Source organism: Candidatus Niyogibacteria bacterium CG10_big_fil_rev_8_21_14_0_10_46_36 (assembly GCA_002772995.1).
Classification (GTDB): Bacteria; Patescibacteriota; Minisyncoccia; order 1-14-0-10-42-19; family 1-14-0-10-42-19; genus 1-14-0-10-46-36.
In genome coordinates, this window is the sequence record PFCO01000001.1 from 90,775 (window position 1) to 107,136 (window position 16,362).

Sequence of the window (16,362 nt, forward strand, 5' to 3'; positions counted from 1 at the left end):
AAACAGGCCACTTGGAAAGCCTAAAAGGTGGAAAAATATATCAAAAAAAGGGCCTTACTAAGCCCTTTTTATAGTCATTGTTAGAAAATTATCCGCGAGCCTATCTTCTCCCCCAAGAGAAGCCGTTTAAGATTGCCTTGCGTAAAAATATTAAAGACATGCGCAGGCTTCTTGAAACGGTTTAAAGAAAGCATCACTTCTTCAACTATCTCAAGCTCCTTATTCTTAACATCACGATAATCTATCTCCGGAAAGAAATGTGCGTCTTTATGAAGTACCGGATCGCTATCGTAAATACCATCCACCTTAGTCCCCTTCAGTATGGCATCTGCCTTAATATCAACCGCGAGAAGCATCGCCGTTGAATCGGTAGTGAAGTTGGGACGCCCGCTTCCCCCGACCTGTATCACTATACGCCCTTTTTCAAGGTGGCGACGCGCCCGCTTATGGAAATACGGCTCCGCAATATTTTTTGCCTCTATCGCACTCATAAGCCGCGGCGTTAAGCCGTACCCCTCCAACACATCGCCGAGCAGCACTCCGTTCATTATTGTCGCAAGCATGCCGATATAATCAGCGCTTGCATGGTCAAGGAAACGATCGTTCTCGCGTGAACGCCCTCTTAGTATATTGCCGCCGCCGAGCACAACCCCAATCTCTACCCCTAAGTCATGCGCTTCTTTTATTTCTTGCGCCGCAATTTCTGCGCGCGTTTCGCTTAAATTGCTTTCATCGTCACGGAATATCTCGCCTGTTAGCTTCAAAATAATCCGTTTGTATATCGGCTCGCTTTTCAATATGCTCCCTCCTTGTGTAAAAATATCTCTGCCAACGATATGAAAAACCAACTCACTTGTCAAATAAAAACCCCGCACACAGCGAGGCTTTTTATTTGGGTCCAAATGTATGTTATCGCTTTACTAGCGTAACTTTTACCGAAACGGTCGGACTAACATTATCTCGAAAACGCATATTTGCGGGTAAAATAAGCCGTGAAGAGAATGTTTTTGTCGCATCGAGCCCGTCTACGCTGATAGGCTGAGTAATAATGAATTCAGGGGGCACTATGCCCTCAGGGACTAACACGCCTACGCGGTCAGGCGTTATGGTTATTGAACTTATACGGTAACCGCTTGCTACAGTACCTTGGGTGTCTGTGCGCACCGAAACATCAAAAGAATTGAATTTTTTCACCTGGACGGTTATCTGCGAAGGAACTACCTCAACCACCGAAAAGCTCGCTGGATGGATAATCATATCTTCGCTTAACACAATAACATTACGCCCCTCCGAAAAATTTTTTGCGTCGACTGCAATCTCTATAAGCCGTTCGTCAATGCGCTCAAACGCAAGCTGGCCACGGCTTACAAAAGTAACAGTGACTTCGCGCGGTTCGGACTCCTGAATAAAGAGACGCTCCGGCAAATTACGGTACACGATGGGCAACGAGAAACTCCGCTGAACCGTTTCTGCCTGGAAAGAAAAGAAGAACCATATAACAAGCGCGCTCCCCACTGCAAGCAATTTAAGATACGAGTTGTGTTTTATAAAATCAGTCCACATAGAACCTACCGGACCTTGCGCCATATCTTTATAAAATTTTTTCAAAGATGATTCGAGTTCCTCAACGCTGCCAAGCTCCTTTAGTTTTCCGTTATGCGCAACGGATATCGTTCCGCGTTCCTCTGAAACAGATACCGCCAGAGCGTCCGTATGTTCGGCAATACCCAATGCTGCACTATGACGAGTCCCCCGCTTTCCTATCTGCTTAAAATTTGACGAGAGCGGCAAGTGTGCGCCAAGCCGTGCAATACGGTTTTTGCTAATAATTACCGCACCATCATGCCCGATAGAATGCGGATCAAAAATGCTCTCTAAAAGCTCTTCGGAAATAAGACCGTCAATGCGCTTCCCTCCATCAAGAAAACGCTCGATATTTTCATTCCCCGGGAATACAATGAGCGCTCCCCGTTTTTCTTTTGCAAGCTTTGCCACGGCCTGCAATATTTCATTAACATCAAATGGGAAGATGGAGGTTTCCTGTTTGAGCTTAAACTGCCGCGTATTCCAGAAAGAAATGAACTCAAAAAATCGCCGGAGCTCCTGATTGAAAATAATGACAAGCACAACAATAAACACCGCAAAGAATGATTGCAGCACCAGCGAAGTGAGATACAGATGGAACGCCTGGGCAAGCGAATAAATGATAACCAAAATACCGATGCCGGCAAGAATTGGCCAAGAGTGCGTCCGCTTAAATAAGATGATTATAATGTACAAAAAAAGCGCGATTATGAGCACGTCAAAAACATCAACAATACGGACATTGCTAAAAAATCCGTCTATTGAATACAAAGTAGCGAGTAATTCCTGCATATATGTATCATAACAAAAAGCCTGAAAGAGAAAAAATCCGCTCTTCACGGATTCTCCCAAAACCCTTCCGATGTTTATCTCCCTTATGGAGTAGCAAGCTGGCCGTCTATCTGTTCGAGCATTGCCTTTAGGTCGACATCAGCTTTTATAATGTACCCCCTTGCTCCCAGCGCCAGAGCTTCCGCAATTTTTTCCATATCTGACATCTGAGATAAAATAATCACCGACAAAGCACTCAGCTCCGGGTCTTGTTTCATCTTTTGCATAACGCCAACACCGGACAAATCCGGCATCATGAGGTCAAGCAGAATGAGGTCGGGCTTTAGCTCCTTCGCTTTCGTGATACCTTTCTCCCCACTTGACGCAAGCTCTACCTGATAGGATGCATTGTGTTCTTTTAGAGCATCTGCAAGAACACGGCTCAGCGCTATATCGTCATCTATAATAAGAATTTTCTTTTGATACTCCATAATGGCATTATTACGTTACTATTTTTTTGATACGCTCGGTCAGCGATTCTAAATTAAAATTCGCTTTTACTAAATAATCCTCAGCACCTATACGCTTCGCTTTTTCAATATGATCCCCCTCTCCGAACTGTGAAAGCATAAACACAGGAATGTCCTTTGTTTTGGGATCTTCTTTAATATGCGTTAAAAGCTCAAGACCATTCATCGGCTGCATCATAAAATCAAGAACAACTACATCAACATGCGTTTTTGCCAGATACTCAAGCGCCGCGGCACCACTTGTGCGCGTCACCACCTCAAAACCGCGTCCCTCAAACCAATCGGAGAGCACAGCTAAAAATGTTTTGTCATCATCAACGAGAAGAATTTTCGCCATAGACTATGATTTCTTTTCTCCCTCCGAAAGAATCGTTTCTATCTGGCTTATCATGCTCTCGAGACTAAAATCAGATTTTACCAGATACCCCTTAATACCGAGGCTCATTGTTTCAGATATCTTTTCGTAATCCGAAAGCTGGGAAACAATAAGCACCGCCGTTGCTTTTATATCTTCGTGCTCCCGAAGCTTCTTTAAAAAATCTTCTCCCCGCATTTTGGGAAGTACGAGATCAAGCAAAATAAGGTCGGGTTTTTCTTGAGTCGCTTTTGTGAGCCCCTCTTCGCCGTCAACAGCAGTTATGATTTGGGTGAACCCATGTTGTGACAATCCGTCTTCAAGCACCTTTACAAAATTTGCATCATCTTCTACGATAAGGATCCTTTTTGTGTTCTTGTCCATATCCCATCACTATATCATTATTAAAACGGAACGGTAAAGAAAAATGTCGTCCCTTTATTTTCTTCGGAGCCCGCTCCAATAGTCCCTCCTGTATGGCGCACTAAATGGCGCGCTATCAAAAGGCTGATGCCATGTGCTCTTTTTATTTTTTCAAGAAATGTCTCTCCCATTCCCTCATATTTCTTAAAAAGCAGCGGGAGGGTCTCCGTGGGTATGCCGACATCGCTATGCGTGATCACAACAACCACTGCGTCGGCGTCTTCTCCTCCCTCGCTATACGTCGGCGGATACCATGTTATATTGTTGCGCTTCGCCTCCTTTGTTATGTCACCTCCCTTCGTGTGACGAAACACATTTAGGACAATCTTCCCTCCTGGTTCATTAAACTTTATCGCGTTGGAAAGAAGAATGTTGATTGTGTCTGACACAACCCTTCCATCAAATGCAATGGAGGCAGGGACTTCTTTCCCAAAAGACATACGCACAGTAAGTCCTGCGTTCTTTATCGCAAGCGAAAAAAATGAAAGACGATCTTTGATAAGCTGTGTAATATCGCCATCTATTTTTTTGACCACCAATGTCCCCGCACCCAGCTTTGCCGCGTCAGAAATATTATTTATCAATACAAGCATTGCTAATGCGCTGTCGTGGATAAGCCCGGTGTACTGTGTCTTGCGCTCCTCTGTCATGGTACGAGAAGAAAGCATCAGCTCGCTCATCTTCTGTACATTGTCCAGTGGTCCCCTCAAATCATGCACCAAGAGAGATACGAGCTCCTGAAGAACTTTTTTGCTTCTTTCAGAAACAGCGCTTGCTTTTCTGCGCCAATACCATGCAGATATAACAAGAAGAATGATGCATGCTATGAGAATGCCGTATACGAAAAAATCCATGCGTTTAGTATAGCACTTTTTGTATCTAAGGAATGTGGAAAAACAAACAAACCGCCGGTACGGCGGTTTGTTTGTTTTATGAGCGGGCGCGACCGGATTTGAACCGGCGATCTTCTCCGTGACAGGGAGACGTGTTAACCGGGCTACACCACGCGCCCATATATAGATGCAAGCTATGCACCATTGTGCCGGGGGTGGGATTCGAACCCACGACCTAGGGCTTATGAGTCCCTCGCTCTAACCAACTGAGCCACCCCGACAATACACAAAACACTAGTCTATTGTTAAAAATATACCCTGTTTTTTATTTTTTTTCAAGAAGGGCGGGGCGCATGCGCAATCTTTTTTAGAGCGTCAAAGCCAGCGCTTATATACAAAAATACCGAAGAGACAAGCCGATATTACGCTTGTGATACTAACAATTATCCAAAATGCATGGTCCGACGCAGCAAGCGGAAGGCGGACATTCATACCATAAAAGCTGGCGATGATCATGGGCACGGTAAGGACAATGGTGAGCACGGTCAGCACTTTTATAATACGGTTCAGATTGTTCGTCATAATAGTAGAATAAGCACCCCGGATATTTACTATCAATTTTATGTTTGACGAACAGAGCTTTACCAGCTGATCATTGCTCAGCATAAAGTCTTCTATCAAGTCCTTATCTTCTTCATATAATGTAAGCGACTTCCCATGAAGCAAGGTGCGCAGACTGTCATTGATCGGGACAAGAGCCGATATAAAATCATTCAAGATGTGCTCAAATGTCACAAATTGGATAATATCTTTGTTGTCTATCCGGTCAATGCTCACGCTCGTCCCCCGTATTTTTCTGCTGATATTATTCAAAAAACGATGATAAGCGTTGTTCACTTCAGATAATATCTGGAGCACTAATTTTGTTTTTTGGGTTGTGGAGAACTCTATTCTTTCATCTCTAAACTTCTCAAAAATGGGCAGATATTGCTCTGCAAGCGTGAGCACAAAATCTGTTCCAATCGCGATAAGAAGCGGCGCGGTGCTCGCTCTCCCTTCTACTTCATATGGTACACGGATAAAAATATAGATTATAGAATCTTCAATCTCTAAACGAGGTACCTCATACGGATCCATGGCATCCTGCAAAAGCCCGATATCAAACGCATACGCGTCCGCAAGACGCTCCAGCTCTTCAGAAGTCGGCTTTTCTGCGTACAGCCAGGAACCCGCTCTGAATTCGTTGAGCGCTTTTATACTCTTATCTTTGAGTGCTTTGTGGTATATCGTAACCATGTGTATCTATGATACCGTTATTTGTTATTCATATTCAATCGTCGCAGGCGGCTTTTGAGTGATATCGTAGAGTACCCGGTTTACTCCTTTTACTTCCCGGACTATGCGGTTTGAAATGCGCTCAAGCAAACTGTGGTTCATTTTATACCAGTCGGCAGTCATCCCATCTACAGAGTGCACCGCGCGGAGCGCAATAATGTGCTCATATGTCCGCGCATCTCCCATTACTCCCACTGTGCGTAATGGCAAAAGAACTGCAAACGCCTGCCATATCTTTCCGTATTCCCCCGCCCTCCGCAATTCTTCTATATAAATAGCGTCTGCTTCACGCACCATATGCAACCGCTCTTCGGTAACTTCTCCCACAACGCGGATAGAAAGACCGGGCCCCGGAAACGGGTGGCGCCAAAGCACTTTTTTGGGCAAGCGTAACTCTTCTCCGAGCCTCCGGACTTCATCCTTATACAGATCGGCAAGCGGTTCGAGGATGTGGAACCCAAACCGTTCCGGCAATGTGAGATTGTGGTGGCTTTTTATTTTTTCTGCCACATGCGAACCATACGCGGACTCTATCCTGTCCGGATAAATGGTGCCCTGCGCTAGAAACCGTACGGGGTATTTTTTAAAATCATATGCAATCATCCGTTCAAATACATGGATAAATGTATGCCCGATAATCTTCCTTTTCTTTTCCGGATCCTCTATTCCCTTCAGCCGTTCAAGAAAATTCTTACGCGCATCCACGGTACGTATGTCATGGAGGCCTTGCGCGGTGATTGCTTTTCCCACCGCCCCGACTTCGTCTTTGCGCAATAATCCATTATCAACAAATACGCCGTGTAGTTGTCTGCCGATTGCACGATGAAGCAGCGTTGCCGCAACAAGAGAATCAACACCCCCTGAAAGCGCGATGACAACATGCGCGTCCCCCACCATTTCTCGCATAGAAGCAATAATCTCATCTTTCAATATGGGCATACTCCAATTCTTCTTGGCGCCGCATACAGAAAAGACAAAATTGGCAATAATGTCCTTTCCCCGTTTTGTATACGCGACTTCGGGATGAAACTGCACTCCAAACCACGGTTTTTTCTCATGAGCAAACGCAGCATGAGCGCAGGCTTCAGTTGAAGCAATCGCCTGGAACCCCTGCGGAAGCATATACACATAATCTCCATGAGAAAACCACACAGGTTCTTTTTTTGTGAGCCCTTTAAAGAGCGGGTTGCGCGAGGTACATGATATTTTTTCTTTTCCGTATTCGCGGACTTCTCCCGTCCGCACAACCCCCCCGAAAAATTTTGCCATGACCTGCGCACCGTAACAAATGCCGAATACCGGTATACCTAATTCAAAAATCTCTTTTTGCGGACGCGGATATCCGTTCTCTAGCACAGACCGCGGACCGCCCGAAAGAATAATACCCACAGGATGGAATGCCCGTATCTCTTCTATCGATGCCTGAAAATGCAAAATCTCGGCACGCACGCCGAGATCCCGTATTCTCCTTGCTATAAGATGAGCGAATTGTGAACCGAAGTTCAATATTACAATCATACCTATAGTATATCATTCGCCCCCCTTTCATCAAATTTTTTTTCTCCGTGACAGATCTTTGAGTATCTTTACATATCCTCTCCGCTCTGCGTTCTTCCAATCAAGACCAAGGATAGAGACAAGCTCATCAATGTTTTTTTTTGTTGATTCTATCTCCACAAAATGCAACCGCCCCACCCTATCAAGCTCTATAAATGCGTCTCCCAGTTTCCAATGTTCCCGGTATTTCTCATACGAAAAATCTTCTACAAAGCCAAGTGCCCGTATCATCTTTTCCGCTTTTTGGAAATTATCCGCCTCGGTCTCAAATTCTTCTTTTATCTTGTATTTTTTGCTGTTCTGTTTTGAGGGGGTTTTTACTGCCATGTAGACGCCGTGGTCATCCCATTCCCGCAGCCGAAAAATAGTATTCTTTTTGTGAAGATCCCGGCGCCTAGTGTCAAAAAAAATGCTTCTTTCCATCCCTTTCCATATCATATGCGCGCCTCTCTGTTCAAGAATTTTTCTGGCAGAAGAAAAGTCACGCACCTTAAATTTTACTTCTATTTCCTGCATGCAATATTTACAAAATAATAACAGGTAGTATCATATATTCACGATAGCATTATTATCGATGAAAGAATCTGAAAACACAACAATGGTACCCATAGCAACAACAAAGCGTGCATTTGACATACTGAGCGCAAGTTTTTTTATTATGCTCCTTTCCCCGATATTCCTTCTTATAAGTATATGCATATATATTGAAGGCGTTTTCAATAAAAAAAATAGGGGGCCTGTTTTTTACACGGAAACGCGCATGTCGCAAGGAAAACCATTCACACTCCGCAAGTTCCGCATTTTTAAGGTGGCAAGTTACCAGTCTATCCGTGATCGGGGTGAAATCGTGAGCACAAAGATGCTTGAACGAAAGCCGGGAACCATGACTAGGACGGGAAATATATTAAAAAAATTCTATCTCGATGAATTACCACAGCTGTTCAGCGTGCTTCGGGGAGATATGAGCATGGTGGGAACACGTCCCTGGACTCCCCCTGATTACAAAAAAGAAATCGCAAAGGGAATATACCGGAAGAAAGCTATCAAGGCGGGTATTACCGGCCCAGTACAAATTCATAAACACGACGCAAAAGCGGTGGGAGGCGAACATATGCTTGATGACCGCTATGTCTCTTACCAACGCGCGCACAGAGGTATGCGTATAGTTTTTTACGATATAAAAATCCTTCTGCTCTCCTTGTGGTTTATGGTGAAGGGGCAGGGACTTTAGAGCGACCGCTGATATCTTTTCACCAGAGAGGAGCTGGACTGAATCTTGCCTCCTTTTCCTGTGTTAAATGCCATTTTGCATTTGATAATTTTGCATACTTCCTTCTCACGGGCATTTTTTTGTGTCACATCCCCGCCGTTCGCAAAAATATGCGGACGGATACGCATAAGCGCATCAGTAACGCTCATGTCTTTGGGGTTTTTCGGATGACCCGTTACTACTACCTTGTCTACAAACGAAAGCGCTTCAATAATCTCTTTACGCTCCCGTTCGGGCATAAACACATATCCCTTTTTCGCACGGAGCCAGTGGTCATTATTCAGAACAACAATCAGCCTATCCCCTAGTGTTTTTGCTTCCTTAAAAAGACGGATATGCCCGATATGAATCGGGTCAAATCCTCCGGATACCGCGACAATGATAGGTGAGACACTCTTCCTCATAATCTTCTTTTTGCGTTTAAACTTCTTTAAGGTCATAGTTCAGAATAGCATCCGTATCGCCAAAAAGAAACTTCCCGGAAAACGACTTTCCTGAGAAAAAAGCGGCAGCCAATGCTTGTCATCGGGCCACATGTCCCGAAGCGGTATTTCATTAACCAAGAACCACTGCGACTTCATTTCATCACCTTACACATACAAAAATATTGACAAAATATAAATATAATGATATAATCTCAAAAAGTTAGTATTTCATAAAAAAATACGGAGGTTAAGAATGGCAAAAATAGATAGTCCCAACTGGACGGAACACGGATGCGAAAAACACCGCCTTCCCGAAGTCCCCTGTCCCCAATGTTTTGCCGAAGAGGACGCTGATATTGAGGTTCAAATCACTGAAACGGAAGTAAGGGAGCTTGATTTCAGCCCTGAGCTCTCGGTCCGAGACCTATTACCCCTTGGCTGGCTTGCCGACCGCATAATTGGCTAACCAACATAGTGCTAAGCATCACTCTAAACTGCTTTTTTTATTTGCCATGGCACTTTTTATACTTCTTGCCCGAACCACAGGGACAGAGGTCATTCCGTCCTACTTTTTCCCCTTCCGGCGTTTTAGGTGCTGACTGCGCTTTCGGTGCGGCATGCACGTGCGTGCTTTCCATTGAAAGCGGGCTTTGAGCCGAAGCATGCGACGCATGCATTTCTGTCTGCTTAATAGGCGGATTTGAACCAACACGGAATACAATATGAGAAAGATGCGCCCGGATTGCCGCTTGCATTTCTTTGAACATGCGCGAGCCTTCATTTTTATACTCAATAAGCGGGTCCCGCTGGCCATACGCACGAAGACGGACAGAGGAGCGCATATACTCCATCGCCTCCAAATGATTCGCCCAGCTAAGATCAACTATCTGGAGGGTGTACGCTCGCAATAGATTCGCGAACGCCTGCTCCCCGAGCCCTGTTTTTCGATTATCAAACATGCCACGCCACACATTGTGAACATACATATGCATTTCGTTGCGTATCTCTTCAGCACCCCCCTTCCCTTTTTTTATCTCAAGCAAGCGGCTATGCACATCAGACGCAACACCGAGACGCGCGTGAAGATTTTCGTATATTTCTTCTATATTCCATTCATCAATAAAATTATGCTGGGTATGAAACGCGAGTATGCTGTCTATTTCTTCTTCTATCATCTCTCCTGCTTTTTCAAATATTTTTTCCGGCTCCGAAAAAAGAAAATCCTTGCGTGTTGTATACAATGACATGCGTTGCCTGTTTAATACATCATCATATTCGAGCAAGTGCTTGCGCGCATCAAAATTAAATCCTTCTATTTTCTCTTGCGCGGACGAAAGTGCGCGCGACACCATATTATGTTCAATAGGAACATCTTCGGGTATGCCGAAGCGCCCCATCATATTTTTTATACGGTCAGGACCAAAGATGCGCATCAGGTCATCTTCAAGCGAAACATAAAATTGCGTCTCCCCCGGGTCGCCTTGGCGTCCCGCACGGCCCCGAAGCTGGTTATCAATGCGGCGTGCTTCGTGCCGTTCGGTTCCTAATACAAAAAGTCCTCCGAGTTCCTTTACCCGTTTCGCTTCTTCAACGCTTTGCGGGTTGCCCCCCAAAATAATGTCTACACCGCGTCCTGCCATATTAGTTGCAACAGTAACCGCGCCGGGGCGGCCTGCCTGCGCAATAACTTGCGCTTCATGTTCGTGATTCTTTGCGTTCAGCATCTCGTGTGGAATGCCTTCTTTTTTTAATAACGCTGAGAGATACTCATTCTTTTCTATAGATGTAGTCCCCAGCAATATCGGCTGACCCTTTGTGTGCCGTTCTTTAATCTCACGAACAACCGCCTTCCACTTTCCTCCGGTCGTCTGGAAAATCCTGTCTGGAAGATCTTTTCTCATAAGCTGCTTGTTTGTGGGAATAATAAGAACATCCAAATCATACACCCTGCTAAATTCCTCCGCTGATGTTGCTGCGGTCCCTGTCATGCCGGAAAGTTTGTCATACATCCGAAATAAATTCTGGAATGTAATAGATGCCATGGTGCGGGATTCGCGCTGGACGACAACCCCTTCTTTTGCTTCAACCGCCTGATGCAGCCCGTCCGACCACCTACGCCCTGGCATGAGCCTCCCGGTAAACTCATCCACAATAATAATGTCTCCGTCTTTAACTACATAGTCTTTATCTTTATGGAAAAGCGCTTGCGCGCGGAGTGCCTGCTCTAGATGATGCACATATCGGATACCTCCCTCAGAATACATATCTTGAATGCCTAAAAGCTTCTCAACGCGGTCGATGCCTTCTTCCGTTATAGTTACCGCTTTCATTTTTTCATCAATATTGTAGTCCCGCCCTTCTTCTAATTGCGGGGTAAGGCGCGAAAATGTCCGGTACAGTGCCCCTGATTCTTGGTCGGGTGCGGAAATAATAAGCGGCGTACGCGCCTCATCAATTAAAATGGAATCTATTTCATCGATAACCGCAAAAAATGGCTCACGCTGAACTAATGCGTCAGGAGTTGATGCAAGATTATCCCGCAAATAATCAAATCCAAATTCATTATTTGTTCCGTAGGTAATATCTGCCTCGTATGCTTCTTTGCGCGATACCGGACGCCAATGGTTGAGACGGTCATCTCCGTGGTCATGCTGGTCAGTATAAGCCGGGTCATATACCGCGGAAAAGTCGTGCGTAATAACACCGACCGAAACGCCAAGTGTATGGTACACGGGAGCCATCCATCCGCCTCCAACACGGGCAAGATATTCGTTCGGGGTTATCAAGTGGCATCCTTTGCCGAGCAAGCTATTTAAATAGAGAGGGAGTGTCGCAACAAGCGTCTTTCCTTCACCGGTCCGCATCTCAGCAATCCCTCCCTGATGCAACACCATGCCTCCGATAAGCTGCACGTCAAAATGGCGCAGTCCTATGGAACGACGAGACGCTTCCCGCACCAATGCAAACGCCTCGGGAAGTATTTCATTCAGCATGTTTTTCTGCTCGTCAAAAGAAGCGCCTTCTTGCAGGCGCTTCTTTAACTGTTGTGTCCGTTCTTTAAGAGCGTCGTCGGAATATGATTGTATTTTTTCTTCCGCATTGTTGATGTCTGGAATAGCTGCGGACAATTTTTCTATTGCGCGCTTATGCGGATCGCCAAATATTTTTTTAAATAGAGACATGTATTATTGATTACTTTTGAGCACTTCTTTTGCTTGTCTCGCGCCGCGTCGCGAACGAGATTCTTTCTTCCCCTTAAAGCTTTTGATACGCCGCTCAATTCCGTCTTTTGCTTCGTTCACCGCCGCCTCAAGCGATGCCGCAACCGCGCTCATGCGGAGAGGAAGGCGTCTCCCAGGAACCACGACTTGTGCTTCACAAAACCACTGCGTGCTGGCATTGCGCACACTTCGCTTGCGTATCTCTATATCGCACTGGGCGTTCATTTTTTTGTCTATTTTGGGAAGCAGCCGCTTAATAGGAACAGCAAGCTTAGTATTGACTAACACTTCAATAGATTTTGTAATTTCAAGATTTTTGCTATATATGCGTATTTTCATAGGGTCAGTATATCAAAAAAGAAGCGCCCCGTAAATCAGGACGCTTCTCGAGAGATCAAAATTATCTCCTCTTGCGGCGTGAGCTCTTTTTGGTGCTCTTCTTTGCTGCCTTTCTTCGCTTCGTTGTCTTTCGTTTCGTAGTCTTGCGTGAGCTCTTTTTCGCTGCTTTCTTTCTTTTTTTTGCCATAAAAAATGCGAAAAAAATTCTACCCAACAAACATCGACCGCGAGCTGTTTGTTGTTCCAACTCATACTACAATAAAATTGTAATACGAGTTGGAATAGAGTGTAAAAATTTTTTATAAAATTTTCTTGAAAGTACTTCTATATATATTATCAAATGATTTATTGACAAAAACAATAAAAAATTTCTAAACCTGTGGATAAATATTTTAAAAAAATATTATACATATGCGCGTTATGCAATAAAAAAATATTACATCACGCAAAAAAAATAAAAAACTTTTCTCTAGAAAAGTTTTTACATGCATTCTTTTCCCTGAAAGTCAGGGGGAGGTTTGACTCCATCATACATCATGTGTGAGTGCGCTCACCCCTGACCGTCAGGAAAAAGAATATTCTCTTCCATAATACTACCACCACATGTACGAAAATGAAAGACTCATAAAGACCCATAAAAAACGAAAAATCCCGGCAGAGCCGGGAACTTTCGTGATGATGATGAAATGTGTCAAAAATTGGCACACTCACTTATTAGGAGTATAGCAAATTGCTTAACATATGTCAATAAGTATGCTTTTGGGAAGTCTACTCTTCCAGACCATAGAGCTTTTTCAGTTCTAAAATGCCTTCTTTAAAATCTACGCGAGGCTCCCATCCCAATAGCTCCTTTGCTTTCGAAATGCCGGCGAGCGTATGCTTCGGTTCAAGTCGCGGTTCAATAAACTCATACGGACCTCCTATCAGTTCTGCTATTTCTAAAACTGTTTTATTGTTTCCTCCGCCTGTATTTATCACTTCTCCCCTTCCTACTTTTTCAGATTCCGCGGCAAGAATATTTGCACGCACAATATCATAGACATGCGTAAAATCACGCGACTGTTTTCCATCCGGAACAACGGTAAGCTTTTCTCCCTTTTTTCTTTGCTCCAAAAATCTTCCTATAACTAAAGCGTATGCGCCTTCCGTATTCGCTCCAGGACCATACACATTAAAATACCGCAAAGAAACCGTTGGGAGACTATAAATGCCGCTGAATAGTTTGCACAACATTTCTCCCTGCAATTTTTGCAACGCATACGGACTCAACGGGCGCGGTTCCATTTCTTCTTGCAGCGGGAGTTCTTCTTGATTGCCGTATGCCGAAGAAGACGCGGAATACACGACTCGCTTTACTTTTGCATCACGCGCGGCAAGCAATACATTCAGCGTGCCGGTAACATTAATATCGTGAGTTGTCCGCGGGTCTTGTATGGATGGCTGCACACGCGGGAGAGCCGCAATATGGAATACAATATCCGCTCCGGAAAACAAGGGTGCTATATCTTCAAATGAGCGGATATCCTTTTCTTGAAAATCCGCCTGCGGGTGTAGCCGCTCTTTTTTTCCTGTCAATAAATTATCGATAACAGTTACTCTGCATCCGCGCAAAAGAAGCTCACGCACCACATGAGAACCGATAAATCCCGCGCCTCCCGTAACGATTACTTTTTTACCACTGATGTCCATGAATAAGTTCTTTAAATATGATCTTCATCTTCCCGGCTATGCTTGTATCCCAATTATACCTCTCCTCCACCATACGCTTGGCATTTTGAATAATGCTATCGCGTAATGCATTATCGCGCATAAGTCTCTCCGCCTGCATCGCAATACTTTTTGGATTGCGGACATTGCAAAAGAGACCCGTCACTCCGTCAGTTAAAAAATCAGGGATGCCGCCCACCGGAGTTGCAATAACCGGCACCTCTGCCGCCATTGCCTCCAAAAAAGAATTCCCGAGACCCTCAGAAAGCGAAGGCCGTATGTATATATCAGCAATGCGCAAATATTTGGGCATATCCGCGTGGCTAATCTCGCCAAGAAAAAAAACTCTTTCGGCAACATGCAGATTTGTTGCAAGCTTTTTTAAATCGCGCTCAAGCGGACCCTTGCCAAGCACTAAAAATTTAACCCGATGAGGAAGACGTTCTAAGGCTCTTATACCATCGTCAACAGCATTTTTCAACACTAATCGCGAAGTGGTGATAACATACACATCCTCTTTACCCTTTCCTAGTGCGCGCTTTAACGCATCTAATTCTTGGGGGGCGTACTGCCGAGAAAAATGCGTATACGCGACCCCATTTGGCACCACATCAATCGGAACACGAGCTCCCCTTTTCTCTGCAAGTGATTTTAAATAATTACTGATAACCTGAATTCTGTCTGCCAAACGCAATGCCATCTTCCACATTAAAAACATAAGTCCTCCATACCGGTATGTCAGATGTGCTTCCGAATCGCCTTCTTGCAGTGTCAGCAGCACCGGCGTTTTTCTATGCAAACCGAGTACTTTCAAAAGAAATGGCGACATGCTCGTAAACGATACCATCATGCTCCAAAAAAGAGAGAACGGCTGCTCTTTCACGAGAGACCGCGCCCGCAAGGCGCCGAGTACCGGGGAGCATAATTTATCAAAAAACGGCAACACTCCCCAACCAACACGATATACCTCTATGCTTCCCACGCGTTCGTGTTTTTTGTGCGCCCGCGAAAATCGGGTAGTAATCATAAAAAAATCGTATTCCGGCATACGATCAGTAATCTCTTTTATTGCGAGTTCCGCTCCTCCCACAAGCGGAAGGTACGCCGTTGAAAAAATAAGAACGCGCTGTTTCATACGACTTGTGTACGCGAACGAACAATGCTTGCGATATAATCTCTAATACTATGCTCAGCTTTCCAGCCAAGCGCCCGTGCGGTAGTCGTATCAATCGATGAATCAATGCGGTTGCCGGGACGATTCGGTATCATTTCAATTTCGCTCTCAAACATATTTGCTATATCAAGAATGGAATGCGATTCCTCTGACCCAAGCCCGTATTCCTCTCTTTCTCCTTTTTCTCCAATAAGAATAAGGCCTTGCACAATATCGTTCACATGAGTAAAATTCCGGCGCTGATTCCCGGGCATGCGCACGGTCAGCGGTCCTCCTTTTATATACTGCTCCTTAAATATTTGAATCACTGAACCATATTCTCCCGAACGTTCACGCGGACCATACACATTATAGAAGTACGCAATAGAATACGGCAGGCCATACCAATCGCCATAATTTTTCACCAAGTCAGAATTTGTCGCCTTCGTCCACGCATACGGGCTTTGATGCCTGCCGAACCCGTTGTCCGCGAATTTCGTACTTGACCCCGCATATATAAGCTTGCATCCCTGCTGCCTGCAAAATTCTATTACGGCAAATGTCCCCATGCTATTGTATTCCCATACTTGCCGCACATCTTGAAAACTTTGTTCAACGCGCGGGTATTCTCCCAAATGATACACTATGGAAACCGGTTCTGTGATGTGGGAAAATATATCTTTTGTATCGCCTTCGATATACGTAGCACCCTCAATATGATTTTCTTTGAGTCCAGTGAAATAATTATCAAGCGAAACAACGCGGATATGCGAATCCGCAGCAAGCCGCTCTATAAGGTTAGTGCCGATAAATCCTGCTCCTCCGGTAACTAATACCGTTTTTTGATGAGTAGCCATAG

At 44.7% G+C, this 16,362-nt stretch carries 17 protein-coding genes and 2 tRNA genes; 2 read left to right on the forward strand and 17 right to left on the reverse strand.

All coding sequences use genetic code 11. The annotated features are described in order from the left end of the window. Positions 1-80 precede the first annotated feature (80 nt). From pyrH to COU47_00585, 11 genes are all read right to left on the reverse strand, one after another. A complete protein-coding gene (pyrH, locus tag COU47_00535) occupies positions 81-782 on the reverse strand; it encodes a UMP kinase (GenBank protein ID PIR70011.1) in 702 nt (233 codons plus the stop codon). A 127-nt stretch (positions 783-909) separates the two neighbouring features. Further along, complete coding sequence (locus COU47_00540; GenBank protein PIR69908.1) at positions 910-2,436, reverse strand: hypothetical protein; 1,527 nt, start codon at positions 2,434-2,436, stop codon at positions 910-912. A gap of 23 nt (positions 2,437-2,459) precedes the next feature. Beyond that, positions 2,460-2,846 carry a response regulator gene (locus COU47_00545; protein ID PIR69909.1) on the reverse strand — a complete coding sequence of 129 codons (387 nt, stop codon included), beginning with the start codon at positions 2,844-2,846 and terminating at the stop codon, positions 2,460-2,462. Between the two features lie 10 nt (positions 2,847-2,856). Next, a complete protein-coding gene (locus tag COU47_00550) occupies positions 2,857-3,222 on the reverse strand; it encodes a hypothetical protein (GenBank protein PIR69910.1) in 366 nt (121 codons plus the stop codon). A gap of 3 nt (positions 3,223-3,225) precedes the next feature. Continuing rightward, on the reverse strand, positions 3,226-3,624 hold the full coding sequence (locus COU47_00555) for a hypothetical protein (protein PIR69911.1): 399 nt from the start codon (positions 3,622-3,624) through the stop codon (positions 3,226-3,228). Positions 3,625-3,644: 20 nt separating this feature from the next. Continuing rightward, a complete protein-coding gene (locus COU47_00560; protein PIR69912.1) occupies positions 3,645-4,517 on the reverse strand; it encodes a hypothetical protein in 873 nt (290 codons plus the stop codon). Between the two features lie 83 nt (positions 4,518-4,600). Continuing rightward, positions 4,601-4,675, reverse strand: a tRNA-Asp gene (locus COU47_00565). 25 nt (positions 4,676-4,700) lie between these two features. Further along, a tRNA-Met gene (locus COU47_00570) sits at positions 4,701-4,777 on the reverse strand. A gap of 94 nt (positions 4,778-4,871) precedes the next feature. Next, positions 4,872-5,792, reverse strand: coding sequence for a hypothetical protein (locus tag COU47_00575; GenBank protein ID PIR69913.1), 921 nt, complete (start codon positions 5,790-5,792; stop codon positions 4,872-4,874). A 24-nt stretch (positions 5,793-5,816) separates the two neighbouring features. Continuing rightward, positions 5,817-7,349, reverse strand: a complete 1,533-nt coding sequence (locus COU47_00580) for a glutamine-hydrolyzing GMP synthase (protein ID PIR69914.1) — start codon at positions 7,347-7,349, stop codon at positions 5,817-5,819. 30 nt (positions 7,350-7,379) lie between these two features. Beyond that, on the reverse strand, positions 7,380-7,904 hold the full coding sequence (locus tag COU47_00585; GenBank protein ID PIR69915.1) for a hypothetical protein: 525 nt from the start codon (positions 7,902-7,904) through the stop codon (positions 7,380-7,382). A 58-nt stretch (positions 7,905-7,962) separates the two neighbouring features. On the opposite strand from COU47_00585, the gene COU47_00590 reads away from it, so the two are divergent. Further along, positions 7,963-8,619: a hypothetical protein gene (locus COU47_00590; protein ID PIR69916.1), complete on the forward strand. Its 657-nt coding sequence runs from the start codon at positions 7,963-7,965 to the stop codon at positions 8,617-8,619. Here COU47_00590 and COU47_00595 read toward each other — a convergent pair. Next, complete coding sequence (locus tag COU47_00595) at positions 8,616-9,062, reverse strand: hypothetical protein (GenBank protein PIR70012.1); 447 nt, start codon at positions 9,060-9,062, stop codon at positions 8,616-8,618. The two genes, COU47_00590 and COU47_00595, sit on opposite strands and share 4 nt — an antisense overlap. Before the next feature lie 274 nt (positions 9,063-9,336). Here COU47_00595 and COU47_00600 point away from each other — a divergent pair, with 274 nt between their 5' ends. Then, a complete protein-coding gene (locus COU47_00600; GenBank protein PIR69917.1) occupies positions 9,337-9,549 on the forward strand; it encodes a hypothetical protein in 213 nt (70 codons plus the stop codon). Between the two features lie 37 nt (positions 9,550-9,586). Here COU47_00600 and COU47_00605 read toward each other — a convergent pair whose 3' ends face one another. The 5 genes from COU47_00605 to COU47_00625 form a co-directional block, all read right to left on the reverse strand. Further along, complete coding sequence (locus COU47_00605; protein PIR69918.1) at positions 9,587-12,265, reverse strand: preprotein translocase subunit SecA; 2,679 nt, start codon at positions 12,263-12,265, stop codon at positions 9,587-9,589. Positions 12,266-12,268: 3 nt separating this feature from the next. Then, the gene (locus COU47_00610) at positions 12,269-12,643 is read right to left on the reverse strand and encodes a hypothetical protein (GenBank protein ID PIR69919.1); all 375 of its coding nucleotides are present in this window, start codon (positions 12,641-12,643) and stop codon (positions 12,269-12,271) included. Positions 12,644-13,411: 768 nt separating this feature from the next. After that, a complete protein-coding gene (locus COU47_00615; protein ID PIR69920.1) occupies positions 13,412-14,332 on the reverse strand; it encodes a hypothetical protein in 921 nt (306 codons plus the stop codon). Further along, positions 14,316-15,485: a hypothetical protein gene (locus COU47_00620; GenBank protein ID PIR69921.1), complete on the reverse strand. Its 1,170-nt coding sequence runs from the start codon at positions 15,483-15,485 to the stop codon at positions 14,316-14,318. Before COU47_00620 ends, COU47_00615 begins: the two co-directional genes overlap by 17 nt. Next, positions 15,482-16,360, reverse strand: coding sequence for an ADP-L-glycero-D-manno-heptose-6-epimerase (locus tag COU47_00625; GenBank protein ID PIR69922.1), 879 nt, complete (start codon positions 16,358-16,360; stop codon positions 15,482-15,484). The genes COU47_00620 and COU47_00625 overlap by 4 nt, the downstream gene beginning before the upstream one ends. Positions 16,361-16,362: the final 2 nt, after the last annotated feature.